At 60.3% G+C, this 24,036-nt stretch carries 23 protein-coding genes; 14 read left to right on the top strand and 9 right to left on the bottom strand.

Going from position 1 to position 24,036, the window contains the following annotated elements; all coding sequences use genetic code 11:
* Positions 1-312: 312 nt before the first annotated feature.
* The 3 genes from CKW30_RS09830 to CKW30_RS09820 all read left to right on the top strand — a co-directional run bounded on the left by CKW30_RS09830 (position 313) and on the right by CKW30_RS09820 (position 5,372).
* On the top strand, positions 313-1,671 hold the full coding sequence (locus CKW30_RS09830; protein ID WP_016771146.1) for a TolC family outer membrane protein: 1,359 nt from the start codon (positions 313-315) through the stop codon (positions 1,669-1,671).
* Between the two features lie 169 nt (positions 1,672-1,840).
* Positions 1,841-4,000, top strand: coding sequence for a type I secretion system permease/ATPase (locus CKW30_RS09825; protein WP_095180683.1), 2,160 nt, complete (start codon positions 1,841-1,843; stop codon positions 3,998-4,000).
* A 10-nt stretch (positions 4,001-4,010) separates the two neighbouring features.
* A complete protein-coding gene (locus CKW30_RS09820) occupies positions 4,011-5,372 on the top strand; it encodes an HlyD family type I secretion periplasmic adaptor subunit (protein ID WP_056783689.1) in 1,362 nt (453 codons plus the stop codon).
* A gap of 114 nt (positions 5,373-5,486) precedes the next feature.
* Here the strand turns inward: CKW30_RS09820 and CKW30_RS09815 are convergent, their stop codons facing one another.
* Together CKW30_RS09815 and CKW30_RS09810 are read right to left on the bottom strand one after the other, a co-directional pair.
* Positions 5,487-6,083, bottom strand: a complete 597-nt coding sequence (locus CKW30_RS09815; protein WP_095180682.1) for a tRNA-uridine aminocarboxypropyltransferase — start codon at positions 6,081-6,083, stop codon at positions 5,487-5,489.
* A 7-nt stretch (positions 6,084-6,090) separates the two neighbouring features.
* Positions 6,091-6,984: a LysR family transcriptional regulator gene (locus tag CKW30_RS09810; RefSeq protein ID WP_095180681.1), complete on the bottom strand. Its 894-nt coding sequence runs from the start codon at positions 6,982-6,984 to the stop codon at positions 6,091-6,093.
* Between the two features lie 396 nt (positions 6,985-7,380).
* On the opposite strand from CKW30_RS09810, the gene speB reads away from it, so the two are divergent.
* The 4 genes from speB to CKW30_RS09790 all read left to right on the top strand — a co-directional run bounded on the left by speB (position 7,381) and on the right by CKW30_RS09790 (position 11,856).
* Complete coding sequence (speB, locus tag CKW30_RS09805; RefSeq protein WP_003222717.1) at positions 7,381-8,331, top strand: agmatinase; 951 nt, start codon at positions 7,381-7,383, stop codon at positions 8,329-8,331.
* A gap of 9 nt (positions 8,332-8,340) precedes the next feature.
* The gene (locus tag CKW30_RS09800; RefSeq protein WP_095180680.1) at positions 8,341-8,763 is read left to right on the top strand and encodes a nuclear transport factor 2 family protein; all 423 of its coding nucleotides are present in this window, start codon (positions 8,341-8,343) and stop codon (positions 8,761-8,763) included.
* A 51-nt stretch (positions 8,764-8,814) separates the two neighbouring features.
* Positions 8,815-10,317, top strand: coding sequence for a cytosine permease (locus tag CKW30_RS09795; RefSeq protein WP_095180679.1), 1,503 nt, complete (start codon positions 8,815-8,817; stop codon positions 10,315-10,317).
* A gap of 159 nt (positions 10,318-10,476) precedes the next feature.
* Positions 10,477-11,856, top strand: coding sequence for a sodium:solute symporter (locus tag CKW30_RS09790; protein WP_041478965.1), 1,380 nt, complete (start codon positions 10,477-10,479; stop codon positions 11,854-11,856).
* Positions 11,857-12,017: 161 nt separating this feature from the next.
* On the opposite strand, the gene CKW30_RS27500 is transcribed toward CKW30_RS09790, so the two are convergent.
* Positions 12,018-12,146, bottom strand: a complete 129-nt coding sequence (locus tag CKW30_RS27500) for a PA1414 family protein (RefSeq protein WP_003184145.1) — start codon at positions 12,144-12,146, stop codon at positions 12,018-12,020.
* Between the two features lie 142 nt (positions 12,147-12,288).
* Positions 12,289-13,182 carry a LysR family transcriptional regulator gene (locus tag CKW30_RS09785; protein WP_095180678.1) on the bottom strand — a complete coding sequence of 298 codons (894 nt, stop codon included), beginning with the start codon at positions 13,180-13,182 and terminating at the stop codon, positions 12,289-12,291.
* 103 nt (positions 13,183-13,285) lie between these two features.
* On the opposite strand from CKW30_RS09785, the gene CKW30_RS09780 reads away from it, so the two are divergent.
* Entirely contained in the window at positions 13,286-14,467 is a 1,182-nt protein-coding gene (locus tag CKW30_RS09780; protein ID WP_095180677.1) for an MFS transporter, read from the top strand.
* Here CKW30_RS09780 and CKW30_RS09775 read toward each other — a convergent pair.
* From CKW30_RS09775 to CKW30_RS09765, 3 genes are all read right to left on the bottom strand, one after another.
* On the bottom strand, positions 14,415-15,344 hold the full coding sequence (locus CKW30_RS09775) for a DMT family transporter (protein ID WP_041478962.1): 930 nt from the start codon (positions 15,342-15,344) through the stop codon (positions 14,415-14,417). The two genes, CKW30_RS09780 and CKW30_RS09775, sit on opposite strands and share 53 nt — an antisense overlap.
* A gap of 252 nt (positions 15,345-15,596) precedes the next feature.
* A complete protein-coding gene (locus CKW30_RS09770; RefSeq protein ID WP_095180676.1) occupies positions 15,597-15,989 on the bottom strand; it encodes a DUF2177 family protein in 393 nt (130 codons plus the stop codon).
* Positions 15,990-16,077: 88 nt separating this feature from the next.
* Positions 16,078-16,914, bottom strand: coding sequence for a S1 RNA-binding domain-containing protein (locus CKW30_RS09765; RefSeq protein ID WP_056783668.1), 837 nt, complete (start codon positions 16,912-16,914; stop codon positions 16,078-16,080).
* A gap of 339 nt (positions 16,915-17,253) precedes the next feature.
* Here CKW30_RS09765 and CKW30_RS09760 point away from each other — a divergent pair, with 339 nt between their 5' ends.
* From CKW30_RS09760 to CKW30_RS09750, 3 genes are all read left to right on the top strand, one after another.
* Complete coding sequence (locus CKW30_RS09760) at positions 17,254-17,442, top strand: hypothetical protein (protein ID WP_016985943.1); 189 nt, start codon at positions 17,254-17,256, stop codon at positions 17,440-17,442.
* Positions 17,443-17,645: 203 nt separating this feature from the next.
* Positions 17,646-18,362 (top strand): TorF family putative porin, encoded by a 717-nt coding sequence (locus CKW30_RS09755; protein ID WP_095180675.1) that lies wholly within the window; start codon positions 17,646-17,648, stop codon positions 18,360-18,362.
* A gap of 77 nt (positions 18,363-18,439) precedes the next feature.
* A complete protein-coding gene (locus CKW30_RS09750; RefSeq protein ID WP_095180674.1) occupies positions 18,440-19,309 on the top strand; it encodes a DUF6279 family lipoprotein in 870 nt (289 codons plus the stop codon).
* A 120-nt stretch (positions 19,310-19,429) separates the two neighbouring features.
* Here the strand turns inward: CKW30_RS09750 and CKW30_RS09745 are convergent, their stop codons facing one another.
* A complete protein-coding gene (locus CKW30_RS09745; protein WP_095180673.1) occupies positions 19,430-19,822 on the bottom strand; it encodes a transcriptional regulator in 393 nt (130 codons plus the stop codon).
* Between the two features lie 174 nt (positions 19,823-19,996).
* Between CKW30_RS09745 and CKW30_RS09740 the strand changes: the two genes are divergently transcribed.
* Positions 19,997-20,731: a thioredoxin family protein gene (locus CKW30_RS09740; RefSeq protein ID WP_095180672.1), complete on the top strand. Its 735-nt coding sequence runs from the start codon at positions 19,997-19,999 to the stop codon at positions 20,729-20,731.
* Positions 20,732-20,819: 88 nt separating this feature from the next.
* Positions 20,820-21,095 carry a hypothetical protein gene (locus CKW30_RS09735; protein ID WP_095180671.1) on the top strand — a complete coding sequence of 92 codons (276 nt, stop codon included), beginning with the start codon at positions 20,820-20,822 and terminating at the stop codon, positions 21,093-21,095.
* 52 nt (positions 21,096-21,147) lie between these two features.
* Here the strand turns inward: CKW30_RS09735 and CKW30_RS09730 are convergent, their stop codons facing one another.
* Positions 21,148-22,488 carry a DEAD/DEAH box helicase gene (locus tag CKW30_RS09730; RefSeq protein WP_024012040.1) on the bottom strand — a complete coding sequence of 447 codons (1,341 nt, stop codon included), beginning with the start codon at positions 22,486-22,488 and terminating at the stop codon, positions 21,148-21,150.
* Between the two features lie 191 nt (positions 22,489-22,679).
* On the opposite strand from CKW30_RS09730, the gene CKW30_RS09725 reads away from it, so the two are divergent.
* Positions 22,680-23,978: a mechanosensitive ion channel family protein gene (locus CKW30_RS09725; protein ID WP_095180670.1), complete on the top strand. Its 1,299-nt coding sequence runs from the start codon at positions 22,680-22,682 to the stop codon at positions 23,976-23,978.
* The last annotated feature ends 58 nt before the right edge of the window (positions 23,979-24,036 follow it).

Raw genomic sequence — 24,036 nt, 5'->3', positions numbered from 1 at the left:
TCGCTCATTCGCCGTTACGCGTCCCTCCCCTTCAGCAGTACTTCGCAGTGTCTCGCAAAGTGAATGGAACTTTCCTCAAGCCTTTTCGAGCTCCCTAAAGCGCATAAAACAAAGGCTTTCGAGCTGAACAATGTGCTGCTTTTGAAAAACCGCATAAGTTTTTTTTGGAATAAACCTTATGAATATTTTTTCTTAGCTACGCTCTAGGATGTTCTTAGCTCTGTTGTTACAAGAGTGAAACGCTTATACCCAAAATTTACGTCAAATATTTGGCGACGGTAACACAACATTGAGATCCAGGGAGATGCACCCATGCGCGTTTTAACCCCCCTCTGCAGCGCGGTTTTGCTGGCCATGGCTTGCACTTCCCAAGCCCAGGCGATGAACCTCACCGAGGCGATTCAAAGCACCATCGCCACTCACCCGGAACTGGCTTCGCGCGTGGACGCCCGCCTGTCAGCGGATGAACAAGTGAAAGTGGCCAAGGGCGGGTTTTATCCGTCGGTCGATCTGAACGCTGCCTACGGTCGCGGTTACAGCGACAACACCAATACCCGCGCTTTCGGTAACCACAACACCGAAATCCTCAATTACACCCAGTCGGAGCTGCGCTTGCGGCAGATGATCTTCGACGGCTTCAACACCGCCAACGAGGTCGAGCGCACCAAGGGCGTGTCCAACTCGCGCGCCTACTACGCGCAAGGCACCGCGCAGGATCTGGCCCTGCGCACCATCGAGGTCTACCTCGAAGTGCTCAAGCGTCGGGAACTGGTGACGCTGGCCAAGAACAATTTGCAGGCGCACTTGCGCGTCAACGATCAGATCGGCCTGCGCACCGAGCGCGGCATCGGCAGCACTGCAGACTCGGATCAATCGGTTGCCCGTCGTGCACTGGCGCAGAACAACCTCGACACCGCCGAAGTCGATCTGGCTGACGCCGAATCGAATTTCTACAGCGTGGTCGGACGCATGCCCGATGAGCTGGAAACCCCGGCCTCGACTCGCGGTGAGATGCCACCGGACCTGCGTGAAGCGCAGCAAAGCATGGTCGACAACAACCCGTACCTGAAATCGGCCCAGGCTGACGTGCAGTCCGCCGAGAGCCAGTACGAAGTGGCCAAGTCGCCGTTCTACCCGCGCTTCGACGCGGAAGCGGCAGTGGGCGCGAACAACAACGTGCAGGGCGACGAAGGCCACGACAACGAGTGGCGCGTCGGTGTAGTGATGAACTACAACCTGTTCCGTGGCGGCAGCGACAAGGCACGTCTGGCGGCCAATGCGCACGACATCAACCAGGCGATGGACATCCGCAACAACGCTCTGCGTCAGCTCAACGAGAACATTCGTCTGGCCTGGAACGCCATGGAGAACGCCAAGAAGCAGACGCCGACCGCTCGCGAATATGCCGAAACCACCAAACGCGTGCGCGCCGCTTATCAGGACCAGTTCGGCCTCGGCCAACGCACCCTGCTCGACCTGCTCGACAGCGAAAACGAGCTGTACAACGCCAACCGTCGCTACACCGAAATCCGCTACACCGAGGAATACTCGATGTATCGCGTGCTGGCGAACATGGGCCAGTTGCTGAGCAAGCAACGCGTGGTGCTGCCGGCTGATGCGATTGCCACGACCGAAGTAAAAAACCAGGCGCGCCTGCCCGAGTTGAAATAGCCCCTCCGGGACGCGCCGACGGCTGCGATCTCTGATCGTTCCCACGCTCTGCGTGGGAATGCAGCCCGTGACGCTCCGCGTCACTGGACGCAGAGCGTCCCTAGAGGCATTCCCACGCAGAGCGTGGGAACGATCCGATAACCGAGCCCGTTCAACAGAGGCAATCACTATGACCAGCATGGAACCCGGCGCCACCGGGGTCGATCCGCGCCTGAGCTTCGACGACCCGTTACTCGACGGCCTGCTGATCCTCTGCAAATTGCATGGCGCCACGGTCAGTCGTGCCAGCCTGAGTGCCGGGCTGCCCCTGAACAAGCAACGCCTGAGCCTCGATCTGCTGCCCCGCGCAGCAGCGCGGGCCGGATTACAGGCGCGGTTGTTGCGCCGTGACCTGAAAGACATTTCACCGCTGAACCTGCCGATCCTGCTGCTGCTCAACGACGGCCGCACCGCTGTGCTGCGGCGCTTTGGCGAGGACGGCAAAGCCCTGCTGCTGCCCAGCGAAGCCGACGGCGGCGAGCAATGGGTCAGCCGCGAAGAACTCAACGAGCACTACAGCGGCCAGGCCTTGTTCGCCCGCCCGCGCCATGAACTCGAAGACCTACGCGCGCCGCTGGTGCCACGGGTAAATGCGTGGTTTCGCGACACCCTTAAACTGTCAAAATGGCTGTACAGCGATGCGATTCTCGCCAGTTTCCTGATCAACCTGCTGGGCCTGATGGTGCCGCTGTTCGTCATGCAGACCTATGATCGCGTCGTGCCGAATCAGGCGACCTCGACGCTGTGGGTGCTGTCGATCGGCCTGTTGATCGGCACCGGTTTTGAACTGGTGCTGCGCGTCGTCCGTGCGCACCTGCTCGACACCGCCGGCAAGAAAACCGACGTGATCCTCTCGGCGACGTTGTTCGAGCGCATCACCGGGATGTCGATGAAAGCGCGGCCGGCGACCATCGGCGGCTTTGCGCAGAGCATTCACGATTTCCAGGGCCTGCGTGAATTTCTCACTGCCGTGACCCTGACCAGCCTGATCGACTTGCCCTTTGTGGTGTTGATGCTGGTGGTGATCGGCCTGCTCGGCGGCTGGCTGGTGGTGATTCCACTGTTGGCGTTTCCGATCACGATCATTTTCGCCATGGTGATTCAGGTGCGCCTGCGTGACACCGTGCAGAAAAGCCTGAGCCTCGGCGCCGAGCGTCAGGCGGTGCTGATCGAAACCCTCGGTGGCCTGGAAACCCTCAAGGCCTGCGGCGCCGAAAGCGAGCGTCAGCACAAATGGGAAAGCACCCACGGCGCCCTCACCCGCCTCGACAGCCATGCGCGCAACCTGTCGGCGCTGGCCACCAACGGCACGCTGTTCATCCAGCAGTTTTCCGGGATGGCGACGATTGTTGCCGGGGTCTACAGCATCATTGCCGGCAACCTCAGCGTCGGCGCGCTGGTTGCCACTTACATGCTCGGCAGCCGCGTGCTCGCCCCGCTCGGCCAGATCGCCGGGCTGATCACCCGCTACCAGCAAGCGCAACTGACGATGAAAAGCACCGACGCGCTGATGGCCCTGCCGCAGGAGCGCGACGGCAAACAACGACCACTGGAACGTACGCAGCTGCAAGGTGCCCTCGACGTCAGCGGCGTGACATTCCAGTACAACGGCCAGAATGCGCCGGCGCTGAGCGAAGTCAGCTTCAGCCTGAAAGCCGGCGAGCGGGTCGGCATCATCGGCCGCAGCGGTTCGGGCAAAAGCACGTTGGCGCGGCTGGTCATGGGCTTTTATGAAGCGGAGGAAGGCCAACTGCTGCTCGACGGCCTCGACCTGCGCCAACTGGACGTGGCTGACCTGCGCCAGCAGATAGGTTATGTCGCCCACGACCTGCCGCTGCTGGCTGGCAGCCTGCGCGACAACCTGACCCTGGGCGCGCGTTACATCAGCGACTCACGCATGCTCGAAGTCGCCGAACTCACCGGCGTCACTGAACTGGCCCGGCAACACCCGCAAGGTTTCGACCGACCGGTGGGCGAACGCGGGCAATTGCTTTCCGGCGGCCAGCGCCAGGCGGTGTTGCTGGCGCGCGCGTTACTGCTCGATCCACCGATCATGCTGCTCGACGAACCCACCAGCGCCATGGACAACAGCAGCGAAGATGCGCTGCGGCAGAAACTGCATGGCTGGGTGCAAGGCAAAACCCTGCTGCTGGTCACCCACCGCACCTCAATGCTGAGCCTGGTGGACCGGTTGCTGGTGCTGGACAACGGCCGGGTCGTCGCTGACGGCCCGAAAGAAGCAGTCATCGAAGCGCTGCGCAAGGGCCGTGTCGGCTCGGCGGCGGTCTAGGAGTTACGCCATGCCTGCTTCTTCCGATAGCAACAAGCGCGGCTACTTCGACAGCTTCGGCAAAAGTGCCGAAGCCGAGTTCATGCCGGAAACCGCCGGCGCGGCGTTGCAGGATTCGCCGCGCAAATCGCGGATCACCGTATGGCTGGCGGCAGCGCTGCTGATCGCCGCCCTGGTCTGGGCCAAATTCGCCGTGCTCGAAGAAGTGACCATGGGCGAAGGCAAAGCGATTCCGTCGAGCAAAGTCCAGGTGATCCAGAATCTCGAGGGCGGCATCGTCACCGAGATTTTCGTTCGCGAAGGCCAGATGGTCGGCAAGGGCGACACCCTGCTGCGTCTGGATGACACGCGCTTTCGCTCGAACAAGGGCGAAAGCGAGGCCGACCGTTACGCGCTGACCGCACAGGTTGAACGGCTGTCAGCGGAGGCCGAGGGACGCCCCTTCAAACTCTCCGCTGAAGTCATCGCCAAGGCGCCGCAAGTCGCCGAGGACGAGCGCTCGCTGTACGAGCAACGCCAACGGCGGCTGGCCAGCGAGCAGCGCACCCTCAGCGAACAGCTGCGGCAGAAAACCCAGGAACTGGCCGAGTTTCGTTCCAAGCAAGGCCAGTTCAGCTCCAGCCTCGCGTTGTTGCAACAAGAGATGAACATGTCCGAACCGCTGGTGAAAACCGGCGCCGTCTCACCAGTGGAAATCCTCCGGCTCAGGCGCAGCGCCGTGGAGATCCGTGGTTCGCTGAACGCCACCACGCTGGCGATTCCCCGCGCCGAATCGGCCATCGCCGAGATCCGCAGCAAGATCGACGAATCCGAGCAAACCTTCCGTTCCGAGGCCGCCAAAGAGCTGAATGAGAAACGCACCGACCTGTCGAAAATCACCGCTTCGAGCATCGCCATCGACGATCGCGTCAGCCGTACCACGGTGACGTCGCCGGTGCGTGGCGTGATCAAGCAGATGAAGGTCAACACCATCGGCGGCGTGGTCCAGCCGGGCAGCGACATGGTCGAAATCGTGCCGCTGGAAGACAACCTGCTGATCGAAGCCAAGGTCCGCCCGCAAGATGTCGCATTCCTGCATCCAGGCCAGAAAGCCATGGTCAAGTTCAGTGCCTACGACTACACGATTTACGGCGGGCTGAGCGCCAAGCTCGAGCTGATCGGCGCCGATACGATCACCGATGACAAGGGCAACAGCTTCTATCTGATTCAGGTGCGCACCGACAGGAATCACCTGGGCGGCGATGTCAAACCGCTGCTGATCATCCCGGGGATGGTGGCGACGGTGGACATCATTACCGGCGAGAAAAGCGTTTTGGATTATCTGCTCAAACCGGTGCTGAAAGCGCGGACCGAAGCGATGCGCGAGCGCTAGCCAATGATCGTTCCCACGCTCCGCGTGGGAATGCCGCCCGGGACGCTCCGCGTCCCTTCACGACGGTGACGCAGAGCGTCACTGGATGCATTCCCACGCAGAGCGTGGGAACGATCATTTGTCGCCATGGTTACGCTGAAAGGTCTCCTCCCCCATCGCCGCAATCTGCCCTTCGATCAGCGCTTCAAACGGTTTCAGTAACGGCGCAAACGTCGTCGGTGCTTCGAGGGTTTCGAGCGCCTGCACGATCGCCTCGATAGTCGATAACGCCCCCGGCCCCGGTGCCTTGCGCAAGCGATAGCGCGACACGCCGCCCTCGGTCAGGGTCACCCGTGGCAGTGCTGCCAGCAGCGGATTGAGGTGCAACATCTTGCGCGCCTTGCGCCATGTTCCATCCGGGACGACCAGCAACATTGGCTGATCATTTGGCGCGTAGACCTGCAGCGGCTGCGCATCCTCAGCCGGGAACAGCAAGCGCGCCTGATAACCCGGCCGGTTCAACAGTTTCGGCAAATCTTCGAATACCTCGCCGACAATCAGCTCGGCATTGCTCAGTCCCAGCGCCGCCAGCCGCGCGGTATTGAGCGCGTGACTGACCTCGCTCGGATGCTGCAGCAGCAACACCCGGGTGCGGCTATCGAGGTGCGGAATCAATGGGCACAGGCAATGGGTCTGGGGGCGAAGGCAGCGCGGGCATTGGGGTCGGGACATTTTTTTCTCAAGCCTGATTGAGCTGCGCTTTGAGCAAATCGCGGAAGGTCTGGATCAGCGGCTCGCGGCTGCGGCCCCTGCGCATGATCATCGAAAACGGCGCCTGATAACCGAAGGTCGCTGGCAGCAGAACGCGCAGATCGCCCTTGTCGGCCCAGGCCTGCGCGTAGTGCTCCGGCAGATAACCGATGTAGGCGCCGGAGAGCACCAGAATCAGCTGCGCTTCCATACTTTCCACGGTCGCGGCACTGTGTTTGAAACCGTGGCGGGCCAGTTCCGCCTGACTCCAGTAACCGCGCCCGACCATTCGTTGCTGGGTGATGACCTGCTCGGGGATGCGCCGCTCGTTGAACAACGGGTGACGACTGCTGCAATACAGCCAGTGCTGCTCGCGGTACAGCGGCATGTAGACCAGACCGCTCATGCGCGTGGAAAACGCACCGATGGCCAGATCGAGGCGATTGTCCTGCACGCCGAGTTGCAATTCATAAGGGCTCATCACCGACAGATGCAGATGCACCGCCGGGTGTTCCTGGCTGTAGGCGCCGATGGCTTCGGCAAACGGCAGGGCCTTGTCGCTGACCGTGGAATCGATCACGCCAAGGTTGAGCGTGCCGCGCAGTTCGCCCTTCAGCGCGGCGGCGTATTGCTCGAAGCCTTCAAGCTCGGCGAGCAGGCGCAGGGTTTCCTGATGGAACAGCTCGCCCTTGCTGGTCAGGCTGAAGCCACCGCGCCCGCGATGGCACAACACCAGACCGAGCGCGGTTTCGAGCTGGCTCATGTAAGTGCTGATCGCCGAGGTCGACAGGTTGAGTTCCTGCTGCGCGTTGGCAAAACCCTGATGGCGCACGACGCTGACGAAGATGCGCAGGAGTTTCAGGTCGGGTAAAGCGTTGGCCATGTCTACTCCGGGCTTTGCAACTGTGTGTATGTGGGAAAAGCCCCTCACCCCAGCCCTCTCCCCGAGGGAGAGGGAGCCGATCTCCATGGCTTTCAAATCCTGAGTTCGACTCGATTTTTCAGGTCGATGCAGATTCCGCCAACAACTCGGTCGGCCCCCTCTCCCTCTGGGAGAGGGATGGGGTGAGGGCAACAATCTTCAGCCCTACACTTCATTCGAACCCACCAAAGTCTAATCCCACCTCTCCCATTAGTTTAGAAAAATCTGAACTAAGTTTTTGCCCGTAGCGATTCTTCCCCGTCACTACATTTCGCATGATCGGCCCCACAGCGGCGTCCGAACCTGTGCTCAACGGCGCGCCGGCATAAATAAAACAAAGACGATGAGGCCCTACCCGTGGACAAGATTCTTCACCAACCACTGGGCGGCAATGAAATGCCGCGCTTCGGCGGCATCGCCACCATGCTCCGACTTCCCCATGTACCGACCGCAGCCGGCCTCGACGCTGCCTTCGTTGGCGTGCCGCTGGACATCGGCACTTCGCTGCGCCCCGGCACGCGCTTCGGGCCGCGCGACATCCGCACCGAATCGGTGATGATCCGCCCGTACAACATGGCCACCGGCGCCGCGCCGTTCGACTCGCTGTCGGTGGCCGACATCGGTGACGTGGCGATCAACACCTTCAACCTGCTCGACGCCGTGCGCATCATCGAAGAAGCCTACGACAACATCCTCGAGCACAACGTCATCCCGATGACCCTGGGTGGCGACCACACCATCACCCTGCCGATCCTGCGTGCGATTCATAAGAAGCACGGCAAGGTAGGCCTGGTGCACATCGATGCCCACGCTGACGTCAACGATCACATGTTCGGCGAGAAGATCGCCCACGGCACCACGTTCCGTCGCGCTGTCGAAGAAGGTCTGCTCGATTGCGATCGCGTGGTGCAGATCGGTTTGCGTGCCCAGGGTTACACCGCCGACGACTTCAACTGGAGCCGCGATCAGGGCTTCCGCGTCGTTCAAGCCGAAGAGTGCTGGCACAAGTCGCTGGCGCCGTTGATGGCCGAAGTGCGCGAGAAGGTCGGTGGCGGTCCGGTGTATCTGAGTTTCGACATCGACGGCATCGACCCGGCCTGGGCGCCCGGCACCGGCACCCCGGAAATCGGCGGCCTGACCACCATTCAAGCGATTGAAATCGTCCGTGGCTGTCAGGGCCTCGACCTGATCGGCTGCGATCTGGTAGAAGTCTCGCCCGCTTACGACACCACCGGCAACACCTCGCTGCTGGCCGCCAACCTGCTGTACGAAATGCTCTGCGTACTGCCTGGCGTGGTTCATCGCTGAGGGTCGGTCATGCACGCACGTGATCAGGTTTTGCACGCGGCCGCCGAGTTGGTCGCCGCGTTTGCGCGTAACGATCGCGAAGCTTACTTCGGGGCGTTCAGCGCCGATGCCAGCTTCGTCTTCTACACCCTCGACCAGCCATTGCTGTCGCGCGATGCCTATCAGGCGTTGTGGGACCGCTGGCGTGCCGAGGATGGTTTCGAGGTGCTGTCGTGCACCTCGAGCAACGCCTTTGTCAGCCTGCAGGGTGACGTGGCGGTTTTCATCCATGACGTGGCCACCGAGCTGCGCATGCAAGGGGAGCAACATTTCAGCCAGGAGCGCGAGACGATTGTTTTCAGAAGACAAGCGTCGAGCGTAGAACAACAAGGCCTATGGCTGGCCTGTCACGAACATTTGTCCGCAATGCCGGAAGGGCTGCCACCCCCTTAGCCAATGGTGACGCTCACGCACGATGAGCGCGCCTGATGATCGGAGCAGATCATGAATAACAACAACAACGAAAAAAGCCTTAGCAGCATCGAAACAAACGGGGTCGAACAGATCCCGGATCATGAGCGCGACGCCCGACCCAGCGACCTGTTTCGCTTGATCTTCGGCGGCGCCAATACGTTTGCCACCGCTGTGCTCGGCAGTTTCCCGGTGCTCTTCGGCCTGTCGTTTCAGGCGGGTGTCTGGGCGATTGTCCTGGGTGTGGTGGTCGGTGCGCTGATCCTCGCACCGATGGGCCTGTTCGGCCCGCTCAACGGTACCAATAACGCCGTGTCTTCCGGTGCGCACTTCGGCGTGCACGGGCGGATTGTCGGGTCATTCCTATCGTTGCTGACGGCAATCGCGTTCTTCTCGCTGTCAGTGTGGAGCTCAGGTGACGCGCTGGTCGGCGGCGCCAAACGCCTCGTCGATTTGCCGGAAACCGACCTGACCCTGGGCCTGGCCTACGGTCTGTTCGCGCTGCTGGTGCTGACCGTGTGCATCTACGGTTTCCGCATCATGCTGTGGGTCAACCGCATCGCCGTGTGGGCCGCGAGCCTGTTGTTCCTGCTCGGCATCTTCGCCTTCGCCCCTGCTTTCGACAGCCAGTACGCCGGCAGCGTGGCGCTGGGTCAGGCGGGATTCTGGGCGGCATTCATCGGCGCGGCGCTGGTGGCGATGAGCAACCCGATTTCCTTCGGTGCGTTCCTCGGCGACTGGTCGCGCTATATCCCGCGTGAGACGCCGAAGGGCCGGATCATGCTGGCGGTGATCGCCGCGCAACTGGCAACGTTGATCCCATTCCTGTTCGGCCTCGCCACCGCCACCATCGTCGCGATCAAGGCACCGGACTACATCGCCGCGAACAACTATGTCGGCGGCTTGCTGGCCGTGTCGCCGAGCTGGTTCTTCCTGCCGGTGTGCCTGATTGCGGTGATTGGCGGCATGTCCACCGGCACCACGTCGCTGTATGGCACCGGGCTGGACATGTCCAGCGTGTTCCCGCGCGTGCTCTCCCGGGTCAAGGCGACCTTGCTGATTGGCGTGCTGTCGATCGCCTTCATCTTCATCGGCCGGTTTGCGGCGAACCTGGTGCAAAGCGTGTCGACCTTCGCCGTGCTGATCATCACCTGCACCACCCCATGGATGGTGATCATGATCATCGGCCTGCTGGTACGGCGCGGCTTCTACTGCCCGGATGACCTGCAAGTGTTCACTCGCGGTGAACAGGGCGGACGCTACTGGTTCAACCACGGCTGGAACTGGCGCGGTCTCGGTGCATGGATTCCGAGTGCGCTGGTCGGCCTGTGCTTCGTCAACCTGCCGGGACAGTTCGTCGGCCCGCTGGGCGAACTGGCTGGTGGCATCGACATCAGCTTACCGGTGACATTGGGCCTGGCGTCGGTGGTGTATCTGACGCTGCTCAAGCTGTTCCCGGAACCTCGGGAGGTGTTCGGGCCAACGGATGTGCGCAGTGAAGCCGCAATAAAACCTCAACTGCGTCAGGCCGCCTGACACGAATCCCCTGTGGGAGCGAGCCTGCTCGCGAAGACTTCAGCACATCCAACATTGGTGTGACTGACAGACCGCCTTCGCGAGCAGGCTCGCTCCCACAGGAAGCCTTGCAGACCCCATTTGCTTGACCATAAAAAAGACAATCGGAGACACGCCATCATGGCTTTGGATTTATTCGTCGTACTCATTTATGCCGCTGCGATGCTGATTCTCGGCTACTACGGCATGCGCAAGGCCAAGACTCACGAAGACTATCTGGTTGCCGGGCGCAATCTGGGACCATCGCTGTACATGGGCACCATGGCAGCAACCGTACTCGGCGGCGCGTCCACCGTCGGCACTGTGCGTCTGGGCTACGTGCATGGAATTTCCGGTTTTTGGCTGTGCGCGGCACTGGGCTGCGGCATCGTCGCGCTGAACCTGTTCCTCGCCAAACCCTTGCTGAAACTCAAGGTATTCACCGTCACCCAGGTCCTGGAGAAGCGCTACAACCCGATGGCGCGCACCGCCAGTGCGACCATCATGCTCGCTTACGCGCTGATGATCGGCGTGACCTCGATTCTGGCGATCGGCACCGTGCTGCAAGTGTTGTTCGGTCTGCCCTTCTGGATTTCCGTACTGCTGGGCGGCGGTATCGTGGTGACTTATTCAACGATCGGCGGCATGTGGTCGCTGACCCTGACGGACATCGTCCAGTTCGGCATCCAGACGGTGGGCCTGATGTTCCTGCTGCTGCCGATCTGCCTTTACCGCGTAGGCGGCTGGGATCAACTGGTCGCGCAACTGCCGGCGGCCAGCTTCAACTTCACCAGCATCGGCTGGGACACGATCATTACCTACTTCATGATCTACTTCTTCGGCATCCTGATCGGCCAGGACATCTGGCAGCGGGTGTTCACCGCCAAAAGCGAAAAGGTCGCCAAGTACGCAGGCACCTCGGCCGGGATCTACTGCATCATTTACGGTCTGGTCTGCGCCTTGATCGGCATGGCTGCGCATGTGCTGATTCCGGATCTGGACAACGTCAACAACGCGTTCGCCGCCATCGTCAAAGTCTCGCTGCCCGACGGCATCCGTGGCCTGGTGATCGCTGCCGCACTGGCGGCGATGATGTCCACCGCCAGCGCCGGCCTGCTCGCCGCGTCCACCACCCTGACCGAAGACCTGCTGCCGAAACTGCGCGGTGGCAAACAGTCCAATGTCGCGGTCAGCCGTCTGTTTACGCTGCTGACGGGGATCGCGGTGTTGGGCATTGCTCTGGTCGTCAATGACGTGATCAGCGCGTTGACCCTGGCTTACAACCTTTTGGTCGGCGGCATGCTGATTCCGCTGATGGGGGCGATTTTCTGGAAGCGTGCGACTACTGCCGGGGCGATCAGCGCAATGACGCTGGGCTTTGTCACTGCGCTGGTGTTCATGGTCAAGGACGGCATGGACGCGAACACGCCGATCTATTACAGCCTGGGTGTCAGCCTGGTGAGCTTCGTACTGGTCAGCCTGTTCTCGCCGCGCCCGGCGACCGTGGCCACTGCGGTGTGAATCGACTGTAACGAGGTGATGTTTTCTTCAGCGGGTGTGGCGTCGGTGGCCACACCCGTTTTTTTCGCTTGGCGAAAAGCAAAAGATCGCAGCCTTCGGCAGCTCCTACCATTTGTAGAAACTGCCGACGGCTGCGATCCTGAAATCTCTGATCGGAGGTATTAACGGCGACGTGGCTGGCGCCGACGCTGTTCGTCGTCCGTGCGAATCGGTACCGGTTGCAGAGGCGGTTCGATCAAACCGAGGGCAACTCCCAAATCGTGCAGCCAGTTCTGGATTTTCTCTTTCATCGTCATGCCCCCTTCAGGGTGGTGCTGAGCGGCCGGAATTCTGAGGCCGCTTCGCACTGATAATAGTCCGAAGTCCTACGCAATGCTCGGCCAAATCCGCAATGATCTGTTACTGAATTGAACAGAATCTGTTGCGATTGGTTCACGCGGTTTCCCGCACTTCATGCAAAGCCACGGGATAGACCGCTTGCTGCACGTCGATCCAGGCATTCAGGTTGGCCCCGGCCATACCCTTGCGCCACATGAGCCATGTTGTCGCACCCGCGAACGGCTCGGCCAACGGATGCACCGCGACGCTTTCGCGACCCGGCAGGCTGGCGAGCATCGACTCGGCCATCAACGCCACACCACTGCCGGCAATCACACAGGCGAGCATGCCCTGATACGACTCGATCTCCATCGGCCGGCCCATTGCGGCATGGTAGTGAGAGAACCATGCCTCCAGGCGCATGCGATAGGAACAGCCCTGACGGAAGGTGAATACCGAACGCCCTTCCACGTCGCGCGCGCTGTGCACCGGTGGATGGTCCATTTCGGTGATCAGCACAAGGCGTTCCTCGCACAGCGGCACGCCATCGAGCCCGGCCAGTTGCAGCGGTCCGTCGACCAATGCCGCGTCGAGGCGGCCGGTGAGCAAACCTTCGAGCAATTCGCCGGTCGGTGCCGATTGCACCTGCAAATTCACTGTCGGGTATTGCTTGTGATAACGCGCCAGCAGCGCCGGCAGATGGATCGCCGCCGTGCTGTACATGGTGCCCAGCACGAAATCCCCGGCCGGTTGCCCGCCCATCACCGCCGCACTGGCCTGATCGCGCAGAGCGAAGAGTTTGCCGGTGTAGTCGAGCAGCACCTTGCCCGCCGGCGACAACTGCAAACGCTGCCGTTCGCGCACGAACAATTCGACACCCAGTTGCTCCTCGAGCTGTTTCAGGCGCGTCGACAGATTCGACGGCACACGATGCAGGCGCTCGGCGGCGCGGGTGATCGAGCCTTCCTCGGCGACCGCCTGGAATATCCGCAGTTGGCTGAATTCCACTGCTTTCTCCTGAACAGAACAAGTTACTCACTATTATTCAATTTTAAAGAAAGTCAATCGATCCTAGCCTGACGGTCATTGCTGCCTTGAAGGAAGCCCGACCATGTCGCCGCTGATACGTTTATCCGCCTGTTTCGTTGCCCTGATGATGGCCATGGGCATTGGCCGTTTCGCCCTGACGCCACAGATGCCGCACCTGCTCAGCGAAGGGCAGATCGACCTCACCGCCGCCGGGCTGATCGCGGCGGCCAACTACTTCGGCTATCTGCTCGGTGCCGTGGATGCGATGTTCGCCCAGCGGCCGCAGCAGGTGCAGCGTCGCCTGCATGGCGGGCTATGGCTGTGCGTGCTGCTGACCCTGGCGTCGTTCTGGGCCAACGGTTTCTGGTCGCACCTGCTATTGCGCTTTGGCACCGGGGTGGCGAGTGCCTGGGTGCTGGTGATGATTACTTCGCTCAGTCAACCGCTGGCGGCGGCAGCGGGTCGCGCGCGCTGGGGTGCTCTGGTTTTTGCCGGGCCGGGTCTGGGGATTTTTCTCACAGGCTTGCTGGCGCTGGTCTCACATCGCTTGCAGCAGACATCGGCAACTCTGTGGCTGATTTACGCGGCCGCCGCGTTGCTGATGATGCTCGGCGTCTGGCGGTTGTTGCCGCAGCCCACGGTGGTAGCGAGGCCAGCGCCACCCCATGTGAACCCAGCGAATCGCGGCATTGCCCGGCTGGCGCTGGTGTATGCGTTTTACGGCATCGGCTACATCATTCCGGCAACGTTCCTGTCGCAGATGGCCAACGCGCAGTTTCATGGCCAGTGGCAGGCGGATCTGTTTTGGCCGTGCTTTGGCCTCGGCGCGGCGATCGGTGTGTGGTTGGTGAGTCTGCGCCGACATGATCCCGAGACCACGCGGCACTGGCTGATGGCGACGCTGTGGCTGCAAGCGGCCGGAGTGTTCGCCTGTCTGCAGGGCAGCGGCCTCGGCCTGGCGTTGGGGGTGATCCTCTGCGGCACGCCGTTTCTGGCCTGCATGCAACTGGTCATGCAGCGTTCGCGAGAGCTGGCGCCCCACGCCACTCAGCGCAACGCCGGGATGCTCACGGCGTGCTTCGCCGTCGGCCAGCTCAGCGGCCCGCTGCTGGCGGCGCTGAGCAGCCATTTCAGCGGCGGTTTGCAGCCGGCGCTGCTGATCGCCGGTGCCGGCCTGTTGCTGGCCGGCGCGCTGGCGATGCAGCCCAAGGCTACTGGCCCAGCGCCTTGCGCAAACGCCGACGCAGCCACTGTTCGGCGCTGACGAAAGTGATGCCGAGCAGCACCAGCACGGCGCCGATGACGAAGTTCAGGCTCAACTGTTCGCCGAGCAGCAGCACGCCGAAGGTCACGCCGAACAACGGCGTCATGAACGAAAACACCGCAAGGTTGGCCGCCAGATAACGGCGCAGCAGCCAGAACCACACCAGGTAACTGAAGAACGACACCACCAGGCCCTGGAACAGCACACTGGCCACCGCCACGGTGGTCAGGCTGACGTGGGTGATCTGGCCGCTGAACAACGCGATCAACAGCAGGCCGATGAAACCGACCAGCAACTGATAGAACAGGGTCAATGTCACCGGCGCTTCCGACAGTCGCGAGGCCCGCACCACCACGGTGGTCGCGCCCCAACAAGCGCCGGCCAATACGCCGAAGGCATCGCCCAGCAGCATGCGCCGATCAAGGTTGTCCCACGACACACCGCCAGCGAAGGCAATCGCAATGCCGATGAACGCCAGCAGAATCCCCAGCCATTGCAGCGGTCGCAAACGCTCGCTGGCCAGCAGGAAATGCACGCCGAGTGCGGTGAAGATCGGCGCGGTATAGAGGAACACCGACATGTGCGCGGCGGTGGTCAGTTGCAGGCCTTCGGCGATGAACAGGAATTCCAGACCAAACAGCGCACCGGCCAGCAAACCGCCGCGCCAGGTGCTGCCGACCTGATCCCAGCCGCCCTTCCAGCAGATCAGCAAACCGACCAACAAAGCCGAGATTCCTGAACGCCCTGCCGCTTGCATGACCGGCGCGATGTCAGTCGCCGCCCACTTGATCAGGACTTGCTGCACACCCCAGATCAGGCACAGGCCGATCATCACTTGCAGGGCAAAACCGTCGGCATTGCGCCGCTCGGCACTCACCGCAACACCTCGAACACACACAACATGGCAGGCCATCCAATGGTCAGAAAACAGTGTCGGGGATTATCAATCAGATGCGCGGAAAAAGCCGTCTGGAAAAGACCTTTATTTGGTCAGTGGCGTCAGCGCTGAATGGTTGACGGCTGCGCCGTCATTCGCGGGCAAGCCCGCTCCCACAGAGGGTTCGGTGAACATGTGGGAGCGAGCCTGCTCGCGAAGAGGCAGCATTGCCAACACAACTGCCGGAGCAGCTCAGGCAAACCGCTTCGCCACCAAATAACCCACCGTGCAAGCAACGGCCGTCGCCACTGTCCCCCACGCCCAATCCATCAAACTCACCTGCACCGACCAGTCGCGCAATGTCGCCCAATTGGTCAGGTCATAAGTGCCGTACGCCACCAGCCCAAACAGCGCACCAAGCTTCGCCGCTCGCTGCCAGCTCAGCGCCGGCAAGACCACGAATACCACGCAGCCAATAACGTACAGGCAATAAAAAACCGCTGCGGGCAACAGCAGCGGTTTATCCAGCATCAGCGAACCGAGCAGTTCGCGATAGGTCGGCGCCATCAGCAGCCCGAGCCAGATCCCATCGAGCAGCAGAAACGTCAGTAGCGTCGAGACGTATGCGATCAGCGCCTTTTTCATTGGCTCACCTCTTTAGATGTGGGAGCCGCCGATTTTCAAGATCAAAAGATCGCAGCCTTCGGCAGCTTCTACATGGGCCTGCGGTGAGTCAGGTTAGTTCAATGCGATCGGCGTGAATGACGATCTTGCCTTCCTTGTACAGCGAGCCGATGGCTTTCTTGAAGTTACCCTTGCTGACGCCGAACAGGCTGCTGATCAGTGCCGGATCACTCTTGTCACTGACCGCCAGGGTGCCGTCGTTTTCGCGCAGCTTGCCGAGGATCTTCGAACTCAGGCTGCTCGCCGCTTCCTGGCCAACCGGTTGCAGGCTCAGGCTGATCTTGCCGTCGGCGCGCACCTCCTTGATGAAGCCTTTCTCGCGCATGCCCGAACGCATGAACTTGAAGATCTCGTTCTTGTGGATCAGGCCCCAGTGCTTGTTGTTGATGATCGCCTTGAAGCCCATGTCGGTGGCTTCGGCAACCAGCAGATCAACTTCCTGGCCCAGGCTGTAGGTGGCCGGGGTCTTGTCCAGGTAACGATCGAGGCGCGCGGTGGCGGTGATGCGGCGCGTGTGTTTGTCGAGGTAGACGTGCACCACGCAGTATTCGCCAGCAGTCATCTGGCGCTTTTCTTCCGAGTACGGCAGCAACAGATCTTTCGGCAGCCCCCAGTCGAGGAACACGCCGATGCTGTTGACTTCAACCACTTTCAGGCTGGCAAACTCGCCGACCTGAACTTTGGGTTTTTCCGTGGTGGCGAGAAGTTTGTCTTCGCTGTCCAGATAGATGAATACGTTGAGCCAGTCTTCATCTTCGCTGGGAATATCTTTGGGGATATAACGGTTGGGCAAAAGAATTTCGCCATCGGCACCGCCGTCCAGATATAAACCGAAGTTAGTGTGTTTAACCACTTGCAAACTGTTGTAACGCCCGACTAAAGCCATTTCCGAAACCCTCAATACGTGGGCGGCATTCTACCCGTTTTTGCCGCAGACGTCGGGCGACAGATCCACGCAGCGGAAAATCTGCTTCAACGTGTTGATTTTGCTTGATCACTGCCCGGTGAGGTGCCGCTCGTCAGTCCGGTCGGGCGGCTTGCGGCTGTGCGCAATCGCCTCACACTCGCGCGATGTTCTTATTTAAAACAGGGAGTTAGCGAAACATTAATAGTGTCGAACCGGCAATAATGCAGCGCTGCGGTTGGTTATTCCGGGGGATATTTACCAAGCTATTGTCAAGTTATTCCTGTACGATGCCTGGCCGAGTTACTTTTCTAAAGGTTAATGGCCGCCATGCGTGTAAAAGCATCCACCAGCAAAGCAAAGCCAGCTCCAGCCGTTGAAACCAGCGAATCGATCAACGATCAGATCGCAGCATTCCTCAAGTCCGGCGGCGAGATCCAGCAAATTGCCAAAGGCGTCAGTGGCCAGACATTCGGCCCGTCCAAGCAGATCAGCCTGGGCAAGAAGTAACACCGGTTTTACCCCGTCCAGAGGCGCTTTGAGCTTCGAAGCGCCTGGACTGGCACCGCGCAATCCCCCTTCGCTTTAAACAATAATCCTCAAAAATCGACGAACGGCCATCAATGCCGGTTATTCGCCGGTATCCTTGCACGCGTCTAGATCAAGCGTTTCAGCAGGCCTTCGCCCTGCGCTCGCGGTTCATGGAGTGACGCATGCGCCCATTTTCCTGTTTATTGTTCGTCAGCCTGCTGTCAGGCGCGACCGCGCACGCGCAGGTTTTTCAGGGTGAACTGGGCGACTTCGATCTCAAGCTCGGCACCACGCCCAGCCGCAGCATGGCCCAGGGTCTGGTCAAACCGGCGGCGGTCGGCTCGTTTCACGGCGGCCTCGACCTGAGCCACGACAGCGGCGTGTATTTCGGCCAGTACGCGCCGAGCATGGGCATCAGCCCGGGCAAGAACCTCGAGATCGATTCCTACGTCGGCTTCAAGCAGCCGTTCGATCAGGTGCTCGGCTATGAAGTCGGGATGATCCATTACAGCTATCCCCGCGTGGACACCCTCGACAGCCAGGAGCTGTTTGGTGGCCTGACTCTGCTCGGCAGTCGCTTCGGCATTGCCCTGAGCAACGACCCGGATAAACAGAACAACACCTTGTTTGCCGACCTCACTGGCAATCAGCCGTTCGGCATCGGCGTGAGCATGAAATACACCACCCATCAACTGAACACACCGGTGGCGGTGGACGGTGGTTATGTCAGCAGTTTCACCGATTGGTCGGTGAAGCTGTCGCGACCATTCATGGGTGTCGATCTCGATCTGATCTACAGCAATTCCAGCCTCAGCGGCAGCGATTGCTCGGCCTATTCCGGGCACAACAGCGAGTGCGACGGCCTCGTCACCCTCAAGGCTGTACGCACGTTCTATTGATCGGCTGAACTGCCGCGCGCATCCTGCATCACATAAGAATCAGATTTCCGACGCCAGGCTCTCGCAAGGATTTGCCCATGTCTCGCTGGTTCAAACAGATTGCCGCCCTGCTCATCTTCACTCTCGCCCTCGGCGCTTGCAGCCGCGTGGGCCTTGCCTACCGCAACCTCGACGTGATTATTCCATGGTCGCTAAGTGACTACGTGGACATGAACGGCGAGCAGAAAGACTGGTTCAACGACCGGCTCAAAGAACACCTGAGCTGGCATTGCACCACGCAGTTACCCGATTACCTCGACTGGCTGGACCGTTTGCAGGCCATGGTTGAAAGCAATCAGGTCACCGACGTCGCCCTGCAGGAGCGCACCGCCGAAGCCAAGCAGGCCATTGCCGAAACCGCCCGGGAAATCACCCCTTCGGCCATTGAGTTGCTGCAGGGCCTGGACGATAAACAGGTCGCAGAAATGAACGACGCGTTTGCCAAGGATTTGCGCAAACGTCAGCAGGAATACGTGAAACCGCCGTTGGCCCAACAGATCAAGGAACGCGGCGAGCGCATGGAAAAACGCCTGAACGACTGGCTGGGTCCGCTCAGCGACACACAGAAACAACGCGTCGCGGCCTGGACCAACGCCTTGGGCGACCAGAACACTCAATGGATCGCCAACCGCGCGCACTGGCAGCAACAGTTCAGTGCCGCCGTTGCGCAACGCCAAAGCCCGGAATTCCCACAACGCATCGAGACACTTCTAGTCAACCGCGAGCGGTTGTGGACAGCGGACTACCGCGAGGCCTACGCCAACACTGAAGCCCAGGCACGCTCGCTGTTTGTCGATCTGATGGCGCAGAGCACGCCGCAACAGCGTGAGCGGTTGTTGAAGAAAATCGAGAAAGTGCGTAAGGACTTCAATGACCTGAAATGCCTGAAGGCCGCGCAGAAACCTTGAGATTACTGGAATCCAATGTGGGAGCGAGCCTGCTCGCGAAAACGGTGTATCAGACAGCTCAATGTCACTGACAGACCGTATTCGCGAGCAGGCTCGCTCCCACAGGGGGATTTCGCTGGCTCAGGCGATTTGAGCCTTTGAAGCGACTTCATCAAATGTCACCTCATCCAGCGCATCCTCCTGCTCATCCAGCACCTGACGCGGATGATCGTTGCCGGGGATGCTGCTGTCGATCAGGCTCAACAGGCTGGAACCGCGCTGCGTCAGAATGAAATTGTTGCCGGTACTGCCTTCATGATCCGGACGCGGCTCGATATAACCACGGTCAAGCAGCAGACTTTCATACTCACAGGCCAGCGTTTTCAAATGGTCGAGATTCTCGATCGGCTCGCCGGCGCTGGCTTTCTCGGCCGCGTAGGCTTCGGCATAAGCGCGGGGAGCGAAGCTCTGTCCAGCGCTGTTCTGCACTTCATGCAGCAAACGTTCAATCAAATCCCAGTTATAAGTTGTCATCCTGGTTCAACCTCCGGTGCGGGTGATTTGTGCCGCTTTCAAAGGTTGTGACCCAAGCGCTGCGCAGCCGTTCAGCCGCATATCTTCGCGGCGACCGACCGGCGGTCTGTCGATTCTCTCCCTGGTTAAACGACTAGTCTGAAACAGCCGGTTCAACCCGCAGGAGACATGGTCATGAGCGTTACAAACCATCCGGTGGTATCACGCGAAGAATGGCTCGCCGCCCGTCAACAGCATCTGGCCCGCGAAAAAGCCTTCACCCGAGAACGCGATCGCCTCAGCGCCGAGCGCCGCGCCCTGCCGTGGGTGAAAGTCGACAAGGACTATCACTTCCAAGGTCCGAACGGCGAACTGAAGCTCAATGACCTGTTCGGCAACAACAGCCAGTTGGTCATCTATCACTTCATGTTTGCCAAAGACTGGGAGCAAGGCTGCCAGGGCTGCTCGTTCCTCAGTGACCACATTGATGGCGCCAACCAGCACCTGGCCCACCACGACGTCGCGGTGGTTGCAGTTTCCCACGCGCCGTTCAACGAGTTTCAGGCGTTCAAACAACGCATGGGCTGGAAATTCGACTGGGTTTCGTCAGAAGGTTGCGATTTCAATTACGACTTCGGCGTCTGCGCCCGGGCTGAAGATGTCGCCGAGGGCAAGGCTACCTACAATTACGAAAAAACCGACAGCGCCGAGGAAGAAATGCCGGGGCTGAGCGTGTTTTATCGCAATGACGAAGGCGAGATTTTTCACACCTATTCAACGTACGCACGCGGTCTGGACATGCTGGTCGGCGCTTACCACTACCTTGATCTGACGCCCAAGGGCAGGAATGAAGACGAGATCATGGAATGGGTGCGACATCATGATCGGTATGACGGTGCGACGATGTCAGGCTGCTGCCATGCCGATTGAGCGCAACCGTGTCTCCACAGTTTCTGAACTTTTGCCAGGCTTCAGCCCTCAACCGCTTGTCTGCCTTAACCGGAACTGAGGCCTGCCCATGAAAATCCTGATCAAGCTCTCCCTCGCCGCCACTCTCGCCTGCGCCCTGCCCGTCTGGGCTTGCACGCCGGAAGAGGCGACGATCAAACGCGAAAAATTGGCCAAGGAAGTCTCAAAGCTCACCGAGCAGAATCCGGAAAAAGCCAAGGAGATTAACGCCGAGCTGCAAAAAATGGATCTGGGCACGGCCAGTGCGGATCTGCCGGACAAGTGCCAGTTGATCGATCAGCGTCTGAAGGAACTGGGGGCGGCAGAGAAAAAAGCCGACAGTTGAGGACGAAAAAAAACCGGACATTGTCCGGTTTTTTTTATGCGCGTTCTATAGCTTACTCAGCCGCAGGCTCGGCTGGCTTGCGACGCTTGAGCGGGGCCATGCCGTCGCTGCTGACCAAGGAATCCGGCTTTGGACGGTTGACGCTCTTGCGCTTGGTCGGCGTCTTGGCGGCGGTTTTCTTCTTGTCGCCCTTGGCGTCGGTCTTTTTCTTCTTCACGCCGACGGCTTTGCCCGAGGCCTTGACCTTTTTCGGTCCGCCGTAGGTGCCTTTGACTTCCTTGATGGTGCGGCGCTCGAAGCTTTGCTTCAGGTAGCGCTCGATGCTCGACATCAGGTTCCAGTCGCCGTGGCAGATCAGCGAGATCGCCAGGCCATCGTTGCCGGCGCGGCCGGTACGACCGATGCGGTGCACGTACTCGTCGCCGCTGCGTGGCATGTCGAAGTTGATCACCAGATCCAGACCGTCGACGTCCAGACCACGGGCCGCAACGTCAGTCGCGACGAGGATCTTTACGCCGCCCTGTTTCAGTCGATCGATCGCCAGTTTGCGATCCTTCTGGTCTTTCTCGCCGTGCAGCACAAACGCCTTGTATTCTTGGGCCACGAGGCGGCCGTAGATGCGGTCGGCCATGGCGCGAGTGTTGGTGAAGACGATGGCCTTCTGGTAGGTCTCGTTGGCCAACAGCCAGTTCACAATCTGCTCTTTGTGCTGATTGTGGTCGGCGGTGATGATTTGCTGACGAGTCGTCGAGTTGAGCTGGCTGACCGCGTTGAGCTGCAGGTGCTCCGGGTTGTTCAGGACCTTGGCGATCATTTCGCGCAAACCGGAACCGCCGGTGGTCGCGGAGAACAGCATGGTCTGCTGACGGTTCGGGCACTCATCGACCAGACGCTGCACGTCTTCGGCGAAACCCATGTCGAGCATGCGGTCGGCTTCGTCGAGCACCAGCACTTCGACTTCTTTCAGGTCGAGGTTGCCGGCGTTGAGCTGCTCGATCATCCGCCCCGGGGTGCCGATGAGGATGTCTGGCACTTTGCGCAGCATGGCGGCCTGGACTTTGAAGTCTTCGCCGCCAGTGATCAGGCCGGACTTGATGAAGGTGAACTGCGAGAAGCGTTCGACTTCCTTCAAAGTCTGCTGGGCCAGCTCACGGGTTGGCAGCAGGATCAGCGTCTTGATGCTGACGCGGATCTTCGCCGGGCCGATCAGGCGATTGAGGATCGGCAGGACGAAAGCGGCGGTTTTGCCGCTGCCGGTTTGCGCCGTCACCCGCAGATCACGCCCCTGGAGCGCCAGCGGGATGGCCGCGGCTTGCACTGGCGTTGGCTCGACAAATTTCAGCTCGGCCACGGCTTTGAGCAGGCGTTCGTGCAGGGCGAATTGGGAAAACACGGGTGCTACCTCGAAGATATGCAAAAAAACAGCTGCATAGGTTACCGGTTTCGAGCGCTCAGGCCGAGTTTCTTTGTGCAAACGCCGACAATCAGTGGTTTTTTTGTTGCCCGATTTGTCACTCGCTGCAATACACAGCGTCTTAAATGCTCTAATCGGCCCTCGCGTCTTACAGAAGAAACGTTTCGCTCATGGATATCAAACAGCTCTGGCTCAAAGCCCAAGGCCTCTGGGGCACGCTCGAAGAGCACCCACTTCTGCAATCGGGACTGGCGCTGCTGGTGCTGCTGGTCATCGCGCTGGTGCTCGGGCGAGTGGCGCGTTACCTGATCCTGCACGCCAGTCGCATGCTCGGCCGCCAACCGGCGCTGCACTGGATCAACGACTTTCGCCACAACAAGGTGTTTCAACGACTGGCGCAGATGACGCCGTCGCTGGTGATCCAGTTCGGCCTGCACCTGGTGCCGGAGCTGAGCAAAACCGCGATGAATTTCCTCGGCAACGTCGCGCTGGCCTTCACCATTCTGTTCCTGCTGCTGGCGGTCAGCGCCCTGCTCAACGCCCTGCTCGACATCTACGCGCGCACCGAGCATGCGCGTACACGCTCGATCAAAGGCTACGTGCAACTGGCGAAAATGGTTTTGTACGTGTTCGGCGCGATCATCATCGTCGCCACCCTGATCGACCGCTCGCCGCTGTTGCTGTTGTCGGGCCTGGGTGCGATGTCGGCGGTGATTCTGTTGGTCTACAAGGACACGCTGCTGTCGTTCGTCGCCAGCGTGCAGCTGACCAGCAACGACATGCTGCGGGTCGGCGACTGGATCGAGATGCCACAAGTCGGCGCCGATGGCGACGTGGTCGACATCACGTTGCACACGGTCAAAGTGCAGAACTTCGACAAGACGATCGTCTCGATCCCGACCTGGCGGCTGATGTCCGAGTCGTTCAAGAACTGGCGCGGCATGCAGCAGTCCGGCGGTCGGCGGATCAAGCGCAGCCTGTTCATCGATGCCAGCGGCGTGCGCTTCATCCGCGACGACGAGGAAGAAAAGCTTTCGCAGGTGCACCTGCTGACCGACTATATGGGCCGCAAGAAAGCCGAGCTCAAGGCCTGGAACGAAGCCCAGGGCAATGTCGCGGCGATGTCGGCCAACCGCCGCCGCATGACCAATATCGGCACCTTCCGCGCCTATGCGCTGGCGTATCTGAAGAGTCACCCGGAGATTCAGCCGAACATGACCTGCATGGTCCGGCAGATGCAGACCACCGCGCAGGGCATTCCGCTGGAAATCTACTGCTTCACCCGCACCACGGTGTGGGCCGATTACGAGCGGATTCAGGGGGATATTTTCGATTACCTGCTGGCGGTGTTGCCGGAGTTCGGGCTGAGTTTGTATCAGCAGCCGAGTGGTGGGGATTTGCGTCCAGGGTTGCTGCCGGCGGTGTTGGGCTCGGCGAGTACTCCGGAGCCGGAAAAACACCTGATGTAACTTACTGATCACATGTAGGAGCTGCCGAAGGCTGCGATCTTCTGATGTTCAAGATCAA

The sequence above is a fragment of the Pseudomonas sp. Irchel 3F6 genome (genome assembly GCF_900187595.1).
Classification (GTDB): domain Bacteria; phylum Pseudomonadota; class Gammaproteobacteria; order Pseudomonadales; family Pseudomonadaceae; genus Aquipseudomonas; species Aquipseudomonas siliginis.
This window is presented reverse-complemented; position numbering and strand designations above follow the sequence as displayed.